Genomic DNA, 15981 nt, shown 5'->3' with positions numbered 1-15981 from the left:
CATCTACTTGCCCGTCGCCATGCCTATCTCACGAAAACGCTCGATGGCTTCGCTCTCGCCAAAATCCTCCAGTTCGTACATCTGGCGGATTTCGATCTCGCCGTCGTCAATCTGTGGGTTGGGGAAGCGGTTGGCCCATTCGATGGCTTCCTCGCGCGTCTTGACCTGGATAATCGTGTAGCCGGCGATCAACTCCTTGGTCTCGGTGAACGGCCCGTCGACGATCTTCTTCTTGCCGGCGGCCCAACTGATACGCCAGCCCTTGGAACTCGGCTGCAGGCCGTTGCCGTCGAGCAGCACGCCGGCTTTCGCCAATTCCTCGTGATAGTCCGCCATCGCCGCGAACATCTCCGGTGGTGGCATGGCGCCGGCCTCCGAATCCTTGCTGGCTTTGACCACGATCATGAAACGCATCTTCGTCTCCCAGGTTGCGAGGCCGGGCAACCATTGCCTGACCTCCGATCTGCCAACACGACGAGTGGAGGACAGCGGAATCGACACGTCAAAGATTTTTTTCTCGGCTCGTATTGAATGGCGCTACGTTGTCGCCGGCAACCCCTGCTGGTATTTTAGCGTTCGCTTGCACGCTAATCAGGGCGCCGTGATGGACGAGAAAGCCGCAGCCGCAGACCTCATGCAGATGGTGAACGGGTACCAGGTGTCCCAGGCGATCTGCGTCGCCGCAACACTTGGCATTGCCGATCAGTTGAGTAGCGGGCCGCGCTCCAGCGACGATCTCGCCGCCGCCACCGGATCGCATCCACAGGCGCTCTACAGGCTCTTGCGCGCGCTCGCTTCTGTCGGGGTACTCCATGAGGACATTGCAAGGCAGTTCTCCCTGACGGCCCTCGGGGCGGGGCTGCGTTCGAATGCCGAGCACTCTGTCGCGCCTTGGGCGCGGATGGTTGGCCGCCCCTACTACCGCGATGCCTGGGGCGAGCTGTTGCACAGCGTGCGCACCGGTGAGAACGCCTTCGCCCATGCGCATGGCACGGGTGTCTGGCAGTACCGCATCGACCATCCCGAGGAATCTCTGATTTTCGATCGGGCGATGTCATCCTTCGCGCCGGCCGTCGCTGCAGCGGTTCTCGCCGCCTATGACTTCAGCCGGTTTGAAGTCGTCATGGATGTCGGTGGCGGACAGGGCGCGCTGCTGGCGGCGATCCTTGCCCGTAATCCATCGCAGCGCGGCATCCTGTTCGACCAACCGCTGGTGGTCGAAGGTGCGGAAGCCGTTCTGAGGGCGGCGTCGGTGGCCGATCGCTGTCACGTGGTCGGTGGAGATTTCTTCGCCGCCGTGCCAGAGGGCGCCGACGCGCATGTGATGAAATGGATACTGCACGACTGGAACGACGAGCGCTCGATCGCGGTGCTGAAAAGCTGCCGCCGGGCGATCAGGCCGGATGGAATGCTGGTCGTGCTTGAGGCCGTCCTGGCGCCGCCCAACGAAGGCGCGCGGGCCAAGTTCGCAGACCTCAACATGCTGGCCGTACCCGGCGGGCAAGAGCGGACCAGGGATGAATTCGCGAGGCTTTTCGATGCATCCGGCTTCCGGCTGACCAAGGTGATCGATGCCGGCCCACGGATCAGCATCATCGAAGGCGAGCCGAACTGAACACAGGGCGTGGCTCGCCCCTATAGCCTAGTCGTCCAGCGGCTCCGGCGGGTGAGCGTTGCGGCCTTTGCCGAAGGTATAGCCGGTCTCGACGGCGTTCTTGCCGAACTTGCCGCGGAGCACGTCGATGGCGCCTTCAGCCAGTGCACGCTTGCGCGACTGGACGTCGACAAGGTCGGGCGGGTCGGCGCGCTCGTCGTCGGACAGGTCGCTTACGCCGATGCCGAGCAGGCGGTATTTGGTGCCGTCGGTCTCCTTCGACAGCATCTGCATGCCGGTCTGGAAGATGCGGTCGGCAAGGCGTGTCGGATCGGCAAGCTGGCGGTTGCGCGTCCGGATCTTGAAGTCCTGGGTCTTGAGTTTCAGCACCACCGTCCGCCCGGCGATCCCTGCCTTCTTTAACCGCGCCGAGACTTTTTCCGACAACGCCCGCAATACCGGCACGAGTTCTGCCGATGAGGCGAGGTCGCTATCGAAAGTGGTTTCCGCCGACACGCTCTTGGCTTCCTGGTCGGGCGAAACCTGCCGGTCGTCCTGGCCGCGTGACAGGTGGTAGAGCCGGCTGCCCATCGTGCCGTAGCGCCGCATCAGGTCGCCGCGGTCCATGCGCTGCAACTGGCCAATGCTGCGAATGCCGTCGCTTTCGAGCGTCGCGGCAAAGGCCTTGCCCACGCCCCAGATCATCGTCACCGGCTGTTGTGCCAGGAAACCGACAGCTTCGGCCTTGCCGATGACGGAAAAGCCGCGCGGCTTGCGGAAGTCCGAGGCCACCTTGGCGAGGAACTTGCAATAGGACAGACCGGCCGAGACGGTGATCCCGATTTCCTTTTCCACGGCGACGGCAAAGCGCGCGAGTACCAGTGCCGGCGGCAGCCCGTGCAATCGCTCGGTGCCGTCGAGGTCGAGAAAGGCCTCGTCAATGGAGAGTGGCTCGACCAGTGGCGTCAGAGCCTGCATCATCGAGCGCACCTCACGGCCGACGCGGACATATTTTTCCATGTCGGGCCTGATCACGATCGCCTCTGGGCAGGCTTCCAGCGCCTTGAACATCGGCATCGCCGAGCGCACGCCATGGATACGGGCAATGTAGCAACAGGTCGAGACCACGCCGCGCTTGCCGCCGCCGATAATGACCGGTTTGTCCTTCAGGGCAGGATTGTCGCGTTTTTCCACCGCCGCATAAAAGGCATCGCAGTCGATATGGGCGAGATGCAGCTTGTAGAGCTCGGGATGGCGCAACAGGCGAGGGCTGCCGCAGGCATGGCAACGCGGTCCCGACCCACGCTGAAGGGCAAGGCAGTCGCGGCAAAAACCGTGGCTGGAATCGTTGACAGGCATCGCCTTCGCTGCGAACATAAAGAGAACAAGCGCGATTTTATGTCAGCCGCCCGGCCGGGACAAGGCCGCGTGACGGAGACAAGCCATGACTGATGCCATCTTGCCGCTGACGCCTGATCTGTGGCCGCATTTCGAGGATTTGTTCGGCAAACAAGGCGCTTGCTACGGCTGCTGGTGCACCTATTTCAGGCTGCCGCCGGCGGTCCGGCGGGACAACAACCGCGAGAGCAACAAGGATCACATCAAGGCGCGAATCGAGGTCGGCCCGCCGCCTGGGCTGCTTGCATTCGCAGATGGCCAAGCTGTTGGCTGGATGCAGATCGGCCCGCGTGCCGACGTGCCCGAGTTCAACAATGCCGGCCGGGGCTCGGCGCCGCTCAAGCCCGGAGACGCCGGCGATCCCGCCGTCTGGGCAATTTCGTGCTTCTTCATCCGTGGCAAGGCCCGTGGCCATGGCCTGACACACCGCCTAGTCGACGCGGGAATAGCGTTCGCGCGCCGCTCTGGCGCGCGCGTGCTCGAAGCCTGCCCGATCGATCAATCGAACGGCAAGAATTTGGTCAGCCTGTTTGTCGGCTCGACGCGCGTGTTCGAAAAGGCAGGCTTTGCGCGTGCGGTCGAACGCAAGCCTGGCCGACCGCTGATGCGCCTGGAGCTTTGAGGCCCGGCTACTCCAGAGACCGCCGCGCTAGCCGGAGAAGCCACCGGCTTCGAGAAACGCCAGCTCCTGCTCCGTCGACTCGCGGCCGAGGATGAAGTTGCGGTGCGGGAATCGGCCGAAACGAGCGACGATGTCACGATGGCCGATGGCGTGCTTCAGATAGTCACCGCCAAGGGCTGTCGAGCGTTCAAGCGGGATATCATGGTCAGCCAGCGTCTCAGAATGCGAGAACGGCAGGTAGAAGAACACCCTGATCGACCCTTCGGTGGCGAGGTCGTGGCCATCGGCAACGGCTTGCCGCGCGAAATGGCGGGCAAGCGGATCGGTGGCGTACATGTGGCCGCTGCCACGGAAGCAATTGCGCGGAAACTGGTCGAGCAGGATCATCAGCGCCAGCGCGCCTTCGGCATCGTTTGCCCAAGTATCGCACTGGCGTTTCGCCGCTGCCATATGCAGGTCGCCAAAGCGGCCGCGGAAGCTGTCGTCGAACATCTCGTCCTTGCGGAACCAGCTTTCGGGGCCAGCCTCACGCCAATAGGCGACAACTTCGGTTGCACGCTGCCTGTCCACCATGATCAGTTCCTCCTGCTTGTTCGTTGCGGGTGCTATGCACCCGGGGCGACGGTCTTCTTGGCGATCGCATCGGCCGCTTCCTCGTTGAGCGCCTTGGCGGTACGGCGTGGCGGCGTCAGCGGTGTTGGTACCGGGCCGGGAATGTTGCCCTTGAGATAATTGCGCCCGGACTGGATGTCGCCCGCGAACTGCATCTCGAGGCGCGCGGCGTCACGACGGCGCACCTCCTCGATGACCTCAATGACCTCGTCGGGATCTTCGCCCAGTTTCTCCAGAGTTGAGCCGCCGAAAAGCAGCGCTGATTCGAAGGTCTCGCGCAGCTGGTAGTCGACGCCGGCGCGGATGAGCTGGATTGCGGTGCCGCGGTCGTAGGCCCGCGCCAGCACCGGCACCAGCGGGAACTCGGACCGCAGATGCTCGGCGATGCGAACAGCAACTTCCGCCTTGTCGACACATATCAGCACGGCGCGCGCGCGTCCCGCGCCCGCGGCGTGCAGGATATCGAGACGGGTGCCGTCGCCATAATAGATCTTGAAGCCGAAATCGGCAGCCGCCTGGATCATTTCGACGTCGTTGTCGATGATCGACACGTCGATGCCGCGCAAAAGCAATGGCTGACTGGCGATCTGGCCGAACCGGCCGAATCCGATGACCAGCACGCTGCCGCTGAGTTCTGCCGCCACGTCGACATCTTCGAGCGACTGTTCAACCTGGGGTGTGAAGTGGCGCAGCACCATGATCGCCAATGGAGTCAGCACCATCGAGATGATGATGATGGCAGTCAGGATCGCGTTGGCCTCGCCGTCGATGATGCCGACGGCAAGGGCGGAGGAATAGAGCACAAAGGCGAATTCGCCGCCTTGCGCCATGATTACCGCGCGCTCCAGCGCCTCGCGATGCCCAGACTTCAGGAAGCGGGCAACGGCATAGATGCCGATGCCTTTCATCAGCATGTAGATGACGACATAGAAGGCGATCATCTGCCAATTGGCGACGACGACCAAGAGGTCGAGCGACATGCCGACGGCAATGAAGAACATGCCGAGCAGGATGCCGCGGAAGGGTTCCACATCGGCCTCGAGCTGGTGGCGGAAGGTCGATTCGGACAGCAGCACGCCGGCGAGGAAGGCACCCATTGCCATGGAGAGGCCGCCGAGCTGCATGGCGAGCGCCGACCCCAGCACGACAAGCAGCGCTGCGGCGGTCATGACCTCGCGGGCACGCGAATCGGCAAGCACACGAAACAGTGGATTGAGCAGGTAGCGGCCGGCGATCACTAGGCCGGTGATCGAGGCGACGCCGACGCCGATGTCGGTCAGCCGCCCGGCCCAGCCGGTGCCGACGTCATTGGCGGCAACCGGAGCCAGGAAGGCAACGAGCGCCAGCAAGGGCACGATGGCGAGGTCCTCGAGCAAGAGGATCGAAACCATGCGCTGGCCCTTGGGCGTCGACATCTCGCCGCGCTCGTCGAGCAGTTGCATGACGATTGCAGTTGAGGTCAGCACAAAGCCGGCGCCAGCGACGAAGGACTGGGAGACCAGGAAGCCTCCTGCCAATCCGACCATGGTCAACAACAGGGCGCAGACGCCGACCTGGAGGGCGCCGAGCCCGAAGATTTTCGCGCCGCAGACCCCACAGTCGTGATGGCTGCATTTCAAGGCCGATGATGAAAAGGAACATCACCACGCCTAGCTCGGCGACATGCAGGATGGTTTCCGATTCCGAGAAGATGGCGATGCCGAACGGGCCGATGACCACGCCGGCGCTGAGATAGCCGAGAATCGAGCCGAGGCCGAGGCGCTTGAAAATGGGAACCGCAACGACGCCTGCCGCGAGCAACGCCACCACTGGAACCAGATCGACACCCGTTGCCTCTGCCGCCATGCGCCTTGTCGATCCTTGTCTTGGCGGCATCCCGGCCGCTTTGAGAAACAGCCAAGATAGGTGCTTCAAGCGCTTCCGAACAGCCCGGCCAGCCTATCGAACGAACTTGCCACAACATTGTCGCCGAATCGGGATGCCATGCCTCTGGCCCCACAACCTGCCATTGCGTGTGACATGGCTAGACGCTAAGGCGGGCGTGGTTTCGACCACGCGTGGGGTTGAACAGCCGCCGGCGTTTTCTGCCGGCTACGAGGAGAAGACTGACATGAGAAATATTCTGTTTGCCGTGCTCGGCGTTGCCGCACTTGGCCTTTCGGCCTGCTCGAAGGCGCCGGAATGCACCGCCGAAGTGCTGACCAAGAAGGGCCAGGAAGTGGCGACCGCGCTTCAGGAAGCCGTCACCAAGGATCCGGCCAAGGCTGCCGAACTGTCCGCCAAGGTGCAGGAAGTCGCGTCCAAGTACACCGGTGCGACGACATCGGAAGAGGCCTGCAAGGCCTATGACGAACTGCTGACCACGATCAAGGGCTGATTCTTCAGCTGAAAAGGAAAGGGCGGCACCTCAGGTGCCGCCCTTTTTCTTTGCGGAAATGAAGAATCAGTTCTTGGCGATGGCACCAACCGCCGTGCCATCGACACGCGATAGTTTCATGCCGATCACCGGCACCAATTGTTTGTCGACACGTACCGAGACGGTGACATGCATCAAATTGTCGTCGGGCATCCGCGCCTGCATGACGCCGTTGAGCTGGTTGCGGTTGAGCGACAGGATAACCTTGCGGCCGTCGACGACGCTGCCGGAGATGATGTCGAGGCCTTTACCTTCGGAGCCGTCCAGGAACTTACCGCGATAGCCGCTGCGTCCCTTCTGTTCGATGGTGGCCGACATCTTCTGGGTGAACACCCCGACGCGGCATCCGCCGTCCAGCGACATGCCGATCTTGCCATCGGGCGTCGAGCCGGTGAAATTGCAGGTGAACTTGGTGCCCTTGTATTTTCCGGCGACGATCTCGCCTGGGCCGACCCATTCGCCTTCAACTGTCTTGAAGAACTTCTTGTCGCGCTCGGGTGCCTTGACTGTGTCGGCATGCGCGACGGCAGGCAATGCCATGGCCACGGCAGGCAGGACAGCGAACAACAACAAGCGCTTCATGGGCACACCCGACAGCAGGAAACTGGAACAATTAGCTGCGAGGACCATGACCAAGAATGGTTAATGCTTCGTCTATTTGGCCTTTTCGGTGCCCTTGTCTTTGGTCGCGAAGGTGGTGAGCGCCGCAAGGAAATCGCCCATGCCGGGGCGTTTGACGGCAGCAAAGCGCAGGGGCCGCGCCGTCTCCATCGCGGCGATGCCGATGCGGGCCGTCATCATGCCGTTGACCACGCCTTCGCCGAGCTTGGCCGACACTTTGGCGGCAAGGCCGTGACCGACAAGCTGCTGGACGAAGCTGTCGCCGACGGCGATCGAGCCGGTGACGGCAAGATGAGCAAGGGCTGCGCGGGCGAGCCGGAAGAAGCCGAGCGTACCGGGGCGGCCGCCATAGAGTTCGGACAAGCGCCGGATGAGGCGACCGGCCTCAAACACGACATAGGCGATGTCGACAAGTGCGCGCGGGCTGACCGCCGTCACCAGCGACACACGTTTGGCGGCGTCCAGGATGAGGATCTTGGCCTGCGCGTCGAGTGGTGTCAGGATTTCGGTTTCGGCAAGCCGCACGAGGTCGCCACCGTCGATCACTTCGCCGCGCAGGTCAGCCAAGGCACGGCGGCCGGCCGCCGTTTCAGGCTTCGACGCCAGCAGGTTCGACAATTCATCGACGACGTTGCGGGCTGCACGAGGGTCGTTGCGCTCGATGGCGTCTGTCGCACGGTTGCGCAGGCGTTCGACCGAAGCGAGCCGGAAGACCGACAGAAGTTCGCGGGACAGGATGACGATAAGGGCAAGCGCCGCCATGCCGGCGGCACCCAGCGCCACCCAGCCGAGCCAGTCGGCGCGGGTGAACAGGTCGCGGATAAGCTGGTCGGTCCACAGCCCGACACCGAGCGAGATCAAGACGCCTGCTGCGGTGAGGAAAATCGCGCCGATACGGGATTTTCGCCTGGGAGCGGTGGCCGGCGGCGGTTCGGCGGCAGCGATGTCGGCTTCGTCGAAGACATCGAACTCGGCCGGCGTGACGATCACGGCATCGGTCGCCAGCGCGCGCGGCTTGCGCTGCTCCGCCGCCGGCGACGTCTTGGCGGGAGCCACATGCTGCTCTGGTTCCGGTTCGATGCGGAATGCGGCGGGCTTTCGGGGAGCGCTCATGCGAGGTGGTCTCCGATGAGGAACTGCAGCGCCCGGTCGAGCCGGATATGCGGCAGCGATAGCGTTACGCCTTCAGCCGTGCGCTCCAGCCTGGGCGGGCGGAAGCGCACGAAGCGGATCGTCGGGTCGTTGGCGTCCTGGCGGTGATTGGTACCGAAATCCTGAAACACGACATCCGCTTTTTCCGGCAAGTCACCGGGAAATATGGCGGTTTCGCCATTGCCATCGAAGCTCTCCTTGCCGATCGTCTCGCCTTCGATCGGCGTTCCGATGATGACAGGCAGCGTCTCGCGACCTTGCTTGACTGTGCCTTCGCGGGTGGCGCGGACTGCGGCAAGCGCCAGCACGTCGACCTCGGCACCCGAAAGATTGGCCCGTGCGACGGCGCGATCGGTCAGGCGCCGAACGATCGACTGCAGCCGGTCGTGGCTCTCATGGTGCAGATGATCGGCCTTGGTTGCGGCGACCAGGATGCGGTCGATGCGCCGCGAGAACAGGTCGGTCAACAAATTACCCCGGCCGGGGCGGAAGCAGGCGAGGATTTCGGTCACCGCGCGCTCCAGGTCGGCGATGGCGCCGGGGCCGGCGTTCAGTGCCTGCATCGCGTCGATCAGCACGATCTGCCGGTCGAGCCGCGCGATATGTTCGCGGAAGAACGGCTTTACCACATGTGTCTTGTAGGCCTCGTAGCGCCGCTCCATCATCGCGTGTAGCGAGCCGGGGGCGGGCGCGTTGGCTGAGGCCGGGAAGCGGCGCGAAGGTCAGCGCCGGCGAGCCTTCGAGGTCGCCGGGCATCAGGAAGCGCCCAGGCGGCAGTGTCGACAATGCGCGCTCGTCGTCCTTGCATGCCTTGAGATAGGCCGCGAAGCTTTCGAAAAGCCGCCGTGCGGTCATCTCGTCGGCATCAGCTTCGGGTTTCACCGTGGCCGCCAGGGTGCGCCAGGCCTCGGACAGGTCGGCGCGAACCGGCAGCCGCGCAAGTTCGAACGCTTCCCTGGAGAAGTCGTCGTAGCTTTTGCTCAGCAGCGGCAGATCGAGCAGCCATTCACCGGGATAGTCGACAAGATCGACCGACAGTTTTCCTGCTGAAAACATGCGGCTCCAGCCCGAAGCTGACTCGAATTCTATGGTCAGCCTGAGTTCGGAAATGGCGCGGGTCGAATCCGGCCAGATGCGTTGGTCGACAAGCGCTGCGACGTGATCCTCGTACTGGAAGCGCGGCACCGCGTCGTCGGGCTGTTCCTCAAGGAAGGCGCGCGAGATGCGCCCCGACTTCTGCGCTTCAAACAGGGGCAGTCGCCCACCTTGGATCAGATTGTGCACGAAGGCGGTGATGAACACGGTCTTGCCGGCACGTGAAAGTCCGGTCACGCCGAGCCGCAGTGAAGGCGAAAACAGCCCCGTGGCGCGGCCGGAAAACGTGTCGAGCGCTATGCGCGCCTCGTCGGTGAAAGTGGTCAGAGACGCCAATCGTCGATCCCCATGCGGTCGCGTTGGATATAGGTGCCGCGGCAAGGATTTGAAATGGCGGCTGATTTCAAAGATCGGCCGGTGTGAGAAACGCCTCGAGATAGCCATGGCCGAGCTCGGCGGCGGAAAGTTCGCCTTCGAACCGGATCACCGCCAGTCCGGAAGTCGGGAAGCCGGTTTGCAGCGTGTGCAGCGCGTTTTGCTCGCCCTCGCCAGAAACGGCCATGGCGAGATCTTCCATCATTGGATTGTGCCCGATGACAAGAACCGAGCCATGCCTGCCGTTTTCGCGGATCTTGTCGAAGTAGCCGGCGGCATCGGCGCTGTAGAGATCGTCGGTGAAGACGACCCGACCGGTGTCGGCATGGGCAGCCAGGCCTTCCAGCGTTTCGCGGGCACGCCGGGCATTGGAGCAGAGCGTCAGTTCCGGCACATAACCATTGGCGCGCATCGCCGTGCCGGTCGCTTCGGCGTCCGCGATACCAGTGGCATCGAGCGGTCGGTCGAAATCCCTGACGCCGGGCAACGCCCAGCCAGCCTTGGCGTGTCGGAGAAGGTAGAGCTTGCTCAAATGTCGCTCCCGGAAGCTCAAGCTCCCGACGAGCCTGTGCCAACTGTCATCCCTGGATGTAGCCAAGCACCGGGCACCTTGCAACCGGACGATGATGTTGTGCGTTTCTTAGGCGGAGAGTTGCGCTCTTGCCACGCCAGAATCGCTCCATTCGGATCGGCGCAAACTTTTCGAGGAATACGCTTGTGTGGGGCTTGGCCCGCGAATATATAGGCGCCAAAACGGGGTTGTCGGGTGAGTCGAATGAACGATACCGTTACTCTTGGCTACGTGCCCTCCGATGAGGAGCCGTTCATGAATGAACGGCAGAAGTCTTACTTCAGAGCTAAGTTGGTTGCCTGGAAGAACGACATCCTCCGCGAAGCTCGCGAAACCCTCGAAATACTCCAGCAGGAAAACGCCAACCATCCGGATCTTGCCGATCGTGCATCGTCCGAGACGGACCGTGCCATTGAACTCAGGGCGCGCGACCGTCAACGCAAGTTGATCTCCAAGATCGACTCGGCGCTGCAGAGGATTGACGAGGGTACCTACGGCTATTGCGAGGAAACCGGTGAGCCGATTTCGCTGAAGCGACTGGACGCGCGTCCGATCGCCACGCTGTCGATCGAGGCTCAGGAGCGTCACGAGCGCCGCGAGAAGGTCTATCGAGACGATTGATCGCGGAATACCGAAGAAATGAAGAAGGCGGCTTAGGCCGCCTTTTTTCTTGTCCGCATTTTGCTTCGTCGAGCGTGCTTACCGCTTGTGGCTGGTAAGCTCGCCAAGCAGCTTCGCCATTTCGTCGTCGAGTGACGGATCGGCAATCTTGGCCGATCTGGCCTGCGGTTTGTCGTCGAGCGAAACTTCAAGCTCCTTCATCAGCGTGTCGTCGATGAGGTCGCGAGGCGAAGGTGCTGCCGTGGGCGCGGGCGCCGCTCGAGCCGGAGCGGCGTAAGTCGGCGCGACGTAGGTTTTGGGATCAGGGCTGGTAGCGACCAGCGGCGCCGAGGCAACCGGCATCTTGGGCGGTGCCGGGCGTGGCTGGATCGGCGCCGGTATTGGCTGCGGTTGCGGCCTGGCAGGCGCTTGCGTTGCCGGGCGAGGAGCCCCCTGCTGCACTGCGGGCTGCGGGCGAGGCGCTTGGGCGGCTTGCTGCGTCGCTTCCGTGCCGGTCAGCGCCGGACGACGCGGTGCGGTCATGCGGATGTCCGTTTCGACAACCACGTCAGTTGGTCCGCCGATCAGCAACAGATGCTCGATGTCGTCGCGGCGCACCAGGACAAGCCGCCTCTGGCTGTCGATGGCGGTTGCATCCATGACGGCGAGGCGCGTCTTCCTGTTCCTGCCGCCGGCAACGAAGGTGCCGAAGGTCAGGCTGCGGACCAGCTTGACGATGACGAGCACGATGACCAGCAGCACAAGTGCCGCAAAGGTCCACAGCACCGCTGCCGCATATCCTGGTCCTGCTACGCTATCCAGCCATTCGAACATGTCTTACCCCCGTCGCCGCGCCGGGGCGACACTAACTCTTAGCTGTCGCGCACGGCAAGTTGCCATTCGCGTATTGCAGGCACGATTGACGCTAAGCGCATGATCTTGCCCCGGGCTTGCACCGCCTTTTTGTGGCTAGGCCTTTTCCCGGTAAGGAGAATGTGATTCAACCGCTCCGGTACGAGGGAGCCGGAGAGACTCACAGGGGCATGGTCAAGGAAACGCGCAACGACTTTTATCCGGTTCCGATTGTGGATCAGGCAGCGCGCCCCGATGCCATCACCCGGCTGATCATCTTTATCGTCGTGCTGACAGGCGCGGCGATCGTCTTCGGGCTGTTTCGCGAACGCCTCGGCGATCCTTTCCTGATGGGCATGCTTGGCGTGCTCGCAATGATCGGTGTCGGCTATCTCTTCGCAACAGCGATCGGCTTTATCCAGATTTCGCCGCGCTCGCCTGCCGACGGCCTTTCCAAGGCCTTTGTCGACTCGATGTCGCAAGGCCTGGTCCTGACCGACGCCAAGGGTCGCGTCGTCTACGCCAACCGCGCCTATGCCGACATGACCGGCGCAACGACAGCTTCGGATCTCAAGACGGTCGAAGGCCTGTTGTCGGATGTGCCCGAGGCGTCAACGACGATCTCGCAACTGGCGTCCGGCCTGCGCGACGGCGAGGCGAATGATGGCGAGTTCCGTCTGGCGCAATCCATTCGCCCAGGTGCTGCGCCCGGCGCGCGCTGGTACCGCGTGCAGGCACGCGCCTTCAATGTGCCGAGCCAGCGCCAACCGCTGAATGCCTGGCAGCTTGCCGACATTTCGCCAGAGCGCGCCGAGCAGGAGCGGTTCTTCCTCGACCTGCAGCAAGCCATCGACCATCTCGACCACGCGCCGGCAGGCTTCTTCTCTGCCGATCAAGAAGGCCGCATCACTTATGTCAACGCGACGCTAGCCGAGTGGCTCGGCATCGACCTGGCAAGCTTCACGCCTGGCGCCATCAGCCTCGACGAGGTCGTCGCCGGCGACGGTATGGCGCTTGTCCGCTCGGTCAAGGCTGATCCGGGGACCACGCGCAATGCCGTCATCGATCTCGACCTTGCGACCATTTCCGGCGAGGCTTTGCCGGTGCGCTTCATGCATCGCGTCTCGGCGAGCCGCGAAGGCGTCAACGGGCCGACGCGCACCATCGTGCTCAACCGCATGCAGGGCGAGGATTCATCGGCGCAATTGCGCGCTTCGGAAGTGCGCTTCACGCGCTTCTTCAATTCGACGCCGATGGCGATTGCCGGCGTCGATCACAATGGCCGCATCCTGCGTACCAACGCGCCGTTCCTGTCGCTGTTTTCGTCGGTCGTCGACCGAGATGCTGTCGACCGCAAGGTCCGTCTCGACACGGTCATCCACGACCGCGACCGTGCGGCATTCGCAGCAGCTCTCCAAAAGGCGCACCAGCGCCAGGCCGACATCGCCCCCATCGACACCGTCATGCCCGACAATGAGGAGCGCCATATGCGCTTCTACGTCAACGCCGTCGCCGACGGTTCGGATGCCGAGGGTGCCGAGGAAGCGGCGATCGTCTACGCGGTCGAGACCACCGAGCAGAAGGCGCTCGAAAACCAGATGGCGCAGAGCCAGAAGATGCAGGCGGTCGGGCAGCTTGCCGGCGGCATCGCGCATGATTTCAACAACGTGCTCACCGCCATCATCATGGCGTCGGACCTGTTGCTGACCAATCATCGTCCGTCGGATCCATCCTTCCCCGACATCATGAACATCAAGCAGAATGCCAACCGTGCTGCCTCGCTGGTCAGGCAGTTACTGGCGTTCTCGCGCAAGCAGACGCTGCGCCCGGAGGTGCTGAGCCTGACTGACGTGCTCGCTGATCTGCGCACGCTCGTGGCGCGCCTTGTCGGCAACAGCATCAAGCTCAAGATCGACCATGGCCGCGATCTGTGGCCGGTCCGCGCCGATATCGGCCAGTTCGAGCAGGTGGTGGTCAACCTCGCTGTCAACGCACGCGATGCGATGCCTGACGGTGGCGACCTGATGGTTCGCACCAAGAACGTGCCCGCCGAAGAGTGCAAGGCCTACGGCTATCGCGAACTGGTGCCAGCAGATTACGTCGTGGTCGAGGTCGAGGATACCGGCAGCGGCATCGCGCCCGAGGTCCTGAAGAAGATATTCGAGCCGTTCTTCACCACCAAGGAGGTCGGCAAGGGCACCGGCCTGGGCCTGTCGATGGTTTATGGCATCATCAAGCAGACCGGCGGCTTCATTTATTGCGACTCCGAAGTTGGCAAGGGAACGGTGTTCCGTATCTTCCTGCCGCGCCATGTCGCCAAGCCAGTACCGGTGGAAGAGGCGAAGTCCGGCGCCGAGGCCGTAGCAGCTGCTGCTGCCAAGCAGTCGGAAGCAGCGCAGAACAACGTCGCCAAGGACCTTTCCGGTTCGGCGACCGTGCTTTTGGTCGAAGATGAAGATGCCGTGCGCATGGGCGGGGTGAGGGCGCTGACCTCGCGCGGCTATACCGTTCACGAGGCGTCTTCGGGCGTCGAGGCGCTCGAGATATTCGATGAGCTCAAGGGCCAGATCGACATCGTCGTGTCGGACGTGGTGATGCCCGAGATGGATGGACCGACGCTTCTGGGCGAATTGCGCAAGCGCCAGCCCGATATCAAGTTCGTCTTCGTTTCCGGTTATGCCGAAGACGCCTTTGCCAAGAACCTCCCGGCCGATGCCCAGTTCGGTTTCCTGCCCAAGCCGTTCTCGCTCAAGCAACTGGCGACCGTCGTCAAAGAGGTGCTTGAGAGCTAGGCGCTGCCATTCAATTCTGCCCGAACGTCTATTAGCTTTTCCGTATGTGGCGATCATGCCATCATGCGGGCAAGCGTCGTCGGGGGTGACAAATGCAGACAACGCCGCACAACGAGGCAAAACGGGGCGACTACGCCGAGACTGTGCTATTGCCTGGTGATCCCCAGCGTACGGAATGGATCGCCGCCACCTTCCTGCAAGATGCCAGGTGCGTGAACCGGGTGCGCGGTGCGCTCGCCTACACCGGCCGCTATCATGGTGCCCCGATAAGCCTGCATACCACCGGGATAGGGGCGCCATCGCTCGCCATCTATGCGCACGAGCTGCTTGAGACCTATGGCGCAAAGACGCTGATCCGCGTCGGCACCTGCGGTGGACTGGCCGCACACGTCAAGCTGCGCAGCCTTGTCATTTCGCAATCGTCGAGCAGCGACAGCGCCATCAATCGCCAGCTTTTCGGTGTCTACGACTATGCGCCCAGTGCCGATTTCGACCTGTTGTGTCGGGCGGCCCGGCGAGCCGCGGAGCTGGGCCTCGACCACCATGTCGGCCAGACGGTCTCAAGCGACGTGTTTTATCACCCCGACGTGCTTGGGCGTTTTGCCGGGCTTCGCACCCATGGCGCGCTTGCCGTCGATATGGAGACCAACGCGCTTTACACGGTCGCGGCTCGGTTCCGTGCCAAGGCACTGTCGATCTGCACAGTGGTCGATAGCCTGGTCAACCACGAGGACACGGATTCGGCGGAACGCCAGGAGTTGTTCATCGGCATGGTCCGACTTGCTCTCGACGTCGCGACCGGCGCAACCTCGGTTGAGGCAGGTTCGTCCCCGCGGTAGCGTACTCGTACGGCTATGCTAACCTGATCGCGGCCTTGTGAGTCGGCCGCTTTTCCCGCGTCATCCCGATCGAAGAATGGAGCTGCCGTCCGCGTCGGCAAGTTCCGCACAAGCTGCGATCCGTACCTCTGATTGCGTGTTCTGGTCTGTGTCATTGCGTATGGGCAACCGGCGAAGGAACAGCCTTTGGAACAGTTTGTCGAGGAAAGCATGAAGAGGCGTCTGACCGAACCGGTCGACATACTCACCGCAGTCAGCATCTTGAAATCGCACGGCTATTGGGGCGACGAGCTGATCATTGCGATCACCAGGATATTCTACGTAGACCTGGATACTTTCAACGAAGTTGTCGGCACGGGCTGAAGCAGTTCGACAGCGGCTTTTTTGTCCTTCGATGTTGCGGTGCAGCATGGAAGGCTTGCTATTTGTTGCCAAATCATCC

At 62.7% G+C, this 15981-nt stretch carries 14 protein-coding genes and 2 pseudogenes; 7 read left to right on the top strand and 9 right to left on the bottom strand.

The genetic code is table 11. From position 1 onward, the window contains the following. Positions 1–3: 3 nt before the first annotated feature. A complete protein-coding gene (locus ACHMW7_RS18400) occupies positions 4–414 on the bottom strand; it encodes a YciI family protein (RefSeq protein ID WP_395446996.1) in 411 nt (136 codons plus the stop codon). Here ACHMW7_RS18400 and ACHMW7_RS18395 point away from each other — a divergent pair. Beyond that, complete coding sequence (locus ACHMW7_RS18395; RefSeq protein WP_395446995.1) at positions 404–1615, top strand: methyltransferase; 1212 nt, start codon at positions 404–406, stop codon at positions 1613–1615. The genes ACHMW7_RS18400 and ACHMW7_RS18395 overlap by 11 nt on opposite strands. Positions 1616–1642: 27 nt before the next feature. Here ACHMW7_RS18395 and ACHMW7_RS18390 read toward each other — a convergent pair whose 3' ends face one another. Next, positions 1643–2971, bottom strand: a complete 1329-nt coding sequence (locus ACHMW7_RS18390) for a DNA polymerase IV (protein WP_395446994.1) — start codon at positions 2969–2971, stop codon at positions 1643–1645. Between the two features lie 67 nt (positions 2972–3038). On the opposite strand from ACHMW7_RS18390, the gene ACHMW7_RS18385 reads away from it, so the two are divergent. Then, complete coding sequence (locus ACHMW7_RS18385) at positions 3039–3614, top strand: GNAT family N-acetyltransferase (protein WP_395446993.1); 576 nt, start codon at positions 3039–3041, stop codon at positions 3612–3614. Between the two features lie 27 nt (positions 3615–3641). On the opposite strand, the gene ACHMW7_RS18380 is transcribed toward ACHMW7_RS18385, so the two are convergent. Together ACHMW7_RS18380 and ACHMW7_RS18375 are read right to left on the bottom strand one after the other, a co-directional pair. Continuing rightward, a complete protein-coding gene (locus ACHMW7_RS18380) occupies positions 3642–4187 on the bottom strand; it encodes a DUF924 family protein (RefSeq protein ID WP_395446992.1) in 546 nt (181 codons plus the stop codon). A 32-nt stretch (positions 4188–4219) separates the two neighbouring features. Next, positions 4220–6071, bottom strand: a pseudogene (locus tag ACHMW7_RS18375) (monovalent cation:proton antiporter-2 (CPA2) family protein). 265 nt (positions 6072–6336) lie between these two features. On the opposite strand from ACHMW7_RS18375, the gene ACHMW7_RS18370 reads away from it, so the two are divergent. Continuing rightward, positions 6337–6603, top strand: a complete 267-nt coding sequence (locus ACHMW7_RS18370; protein WP_395446991.1) for a hypothetical protein — start codon at positions 6337–6339, stop codon at positions 6601–6603. Between the two features lie 66 nt (positions 6604–6669). Here the strand turns inward: ACHMW7_RS18370 and ACHMW7_RS18365 are convergent, their stop codons facing one another. The 4 genes and pseudogenes from ACHMW7_RS18365 to ACHMW7_RS18350 all read right to left on the bottom strand — a co-directional run bounded on the left by ACHMW7_RS18365 (position 6670) and on the right by ACHMW7_RS18350 (position 10417). Continuing rightward, positions 6670–7224: a hypothetical protein gene (locus ACHMW7_RS18365; protein WP_395446990.1), complete on the bottom strand. Its 555-nt coding sequence runs from the start codon at positions 7222–7224 to the stop codon at positions 6670–6672. Positions 7225–7296: 72 nt separating this feature from the next. Then, the gene (locus tag ACHMW7_RS18360) at positions 7297–8376 is read right to left on the bottom strand and encodes a YcjF family protein (protein ID WP_395446989.1); all 1080 of its coding nucleotides are present in this window, start codon (positions 8374–8376) and stop codon (positions 7297–7299) included. After that, positions 8373–9846 (bottom strand): annotated as a pseudogene (locus tag ACHMW7_RS18355) (YcjX family protein). The gene ACHMW7_RS18360 and the pseudogene ACHMW7_RS18355 overlap by 4 nt, the downstream one beginning before the upstream one ends. A gap of 67 nt (positions 9847–9913) precedes the next feature. Continuing rightward, positions 9914–10417, bottom strand: coding sequence for a SixA phosphatase family protein (locus ACHMW7_RS18350; protein ID WP_395446988.1), 504 nt, complete (start codon positions 10415–10417; stop codon positions 9914–9916). 243 nt (positions 10418–10660) lie between these two features. Here ACHMW7_RS18350 and dksA point away from each other — a divergent pair, with 243 nt between their 5' ends. Then, the gene (gene dksA, locus ACHMW7_RS18345) at positions 10661–11077 is read left to right on the top strand and encodes an RNA polymerase-binding protein DksA (protein WP_067961780.1); all 417 of its coding nucleotides are present in this window, start codon (positions 10661–10663) and stop codon (positions 11075–11077) included. 78 nt (positions 11078–11155) lie between these two features. Here dksA and ACHMW7_RS18340 read toward each other — a convergent pair whose 3' ends face one another. After that, a complete protein-coding gene (locus ACHMW7_RS18340) occupies positions 11156–11890 on the bottom strand; it encodes a hypothetical protein (protein ID WP_395446987.1) in 735 nt (244 codons plus the stop codon). A 209-nt stretch (positions 11891–12099) separates the two neighbouring features. Here ACHMW7_RS18340 and cckA point away from each other — a divergent pair, with 209 nt between their 5' ends. The 3 genes from cckA to ACHMW7_RS18325 all read left to right on the top strand — a co-directional run bounded on the left by cckA (position 12100) and on the right by ACHMW7_RS18325 (position 15902). Beyond that, positions 12100–14700: a cell cycle histidine kinase CckA gene (gene cckA / locus ACHMW7_RS18335; protein ID WP_395446986.1), complete on the top strand. Its 2601-nt coding sequence runs from the start codon at positions 12100–12102 to the stop codon at positions 14698–14700. A gap of 92 nt (positions 14701–14792) precedes the next feature. Next, positions 14793–15539: a purine-nucleoside phosphorylase gene (gene deoD, locus ACHMW7_RS18330; RefSeq protein WP_395446985.1), complete on the top strand. Its 747-nt coding sequence runs from the start codon at positions 14793–14795 to the stop codon at positions 15537–15539. A 210-nt stretch (positions 15540–15749) separates the two neighbouring features. Continuing rightward, complete coding sequence (locus ACHMW7_RS18325; RefSeq protein WP_395446984.1) at positions 15750–15902, top strand: hypothetical protein; 153 nt, start codon at positions 15750–15752, stop codon at positions 15900–15902. Positions 15903–15981: the final 79 nt, after the last annotated feature.

The organism is Aminobacter sp. UC22_36 (assembly GCF_044056035.1).
Lineage (GTDB): Bacteria > Pseudomonadota > Alphaproteobacteria > Rhizobiales > Rhizobiaceae > Aminobacter.
The sequence above is the reverse complement of the archived record's forward strand: the minus strand, read 5'-3'. Positions and strand labels throughout refer to the sequence as shown.